General features: G+C 36.9%; 1 pseudogene. It reads left to right on the top strand.

The features are described from left to right. Positions 1 to 1,313: pseudogene (locus ITJ86_RS17135) on the top strand (hypothetical protein); the annotation flags it as partial.

Below are 1,313 nucleotides of genomic sequence, written 5' to 3'. Positions count from 1 at the left end.
ATTTTTAGTCCATATGTCAATCTAAGCAATGCTCAGACCATATTTGTAAGAGCAGAAAATGATGTTACAGGCTGCTACAATACAGTAACAGTTACCTTGCGAGTAGACCCAATACCATCACCAGAACCCAACCCAACACCAATAGAGGTTTGTGATGTTGATAATGATGGTTTTGGACAATTTGATTTGGAAATACGTACTATTGAAATTATAAATGGTGAATCTAATGTTGCAATTACGTATCACGAAACTGAAAGTGACGCTGAGACTGGAAGCAATGCTATTACTGGTTTGTACACCAATATCGTGGCTAACAATCAAATGATTTATGTGCGTTCAGAAAACACCTTAACAGGCTGTTATAGTCTCACCGAGAATACACTTGAACTTATTGTAGATCCAGCTCCAGAAGTACCAACTACTATTGAACCGTACACTATATGTGATAGTGATGACGATGGTATAGCACAGTTTGACCTTACTTTTATGGATGATGAGGTTCTTAATGGGCAAGATCCTTTAGGAGTCGATTTAACCTATCATACAAGTGAAGCAGATGCCTTGATTGGAGGTAACCCAATAATTAACGTGAGTAACTATACAAATAATGGTAATCCACAAATTATTTATGTACGTCTGTTCGATCCAATTACAGAATGTTTTGATATAGGTCAGTTTGAAATAGAAGTCTCCTTGCCACCATTAGCAATACAGCCAACGCAATTGAGTCTATGTGATGATTTAGGTGAAGTGCCAGGAGATGAGTTTACAGTATTTGATCTTACAGTTAAAAACTCAGAAATTACAGGAGGCAACGGCAGTTGGTCGGTAGATTACTATGAGACTAATGCAGATGCTGTAGCTCAAGTCAATGCCATTCCAGATCCAACACAATATACCAATACAGAAATAAATGGTCAAGGTGCTAATCCACAAACTTTATTTGCAGTGGTTACAGATACCAATACAGGTTGTGTGGATATGGTAACTTTAACATTAAGAGTATTACCTAATCCTACACCAACTCCAAGTGATTTATTACCAAATATAGAGTTATGTGATGATGTAAATACAGGAGATGGAGTAGAAGTCTTTGATTTAACAGAAAATGAACTACTTATTTTAAATGGAGAACCTGGAGTTACAGCAAGTTATTATGAAAGATTAGACGATGCCAACTCAGGAAACAATGCCATAGCAGACCCAACACAATACACTAATACAGAGACACCAGAACAAGAGATCTATGTAAGAGTAACCAATGATGTTACAGGCTGTTATGCTTTAGTTGATTTTACCATCATAGTCCACCC

It is taken from the genome of Winogradskyella marina, from assembly GCF_015645385.1.
Taxonomy (GTDB): Bacteria; Bacteroidota; Bacteroidia; order Flavobacteriales; family Flavobacteriaceae; genus Winogradskyella; species Winogradskyella marina.
Note: the sequence above shows the minus strand (reverse complement) of the source record. Positions and strands in the feature narration are given on the sequence as shown.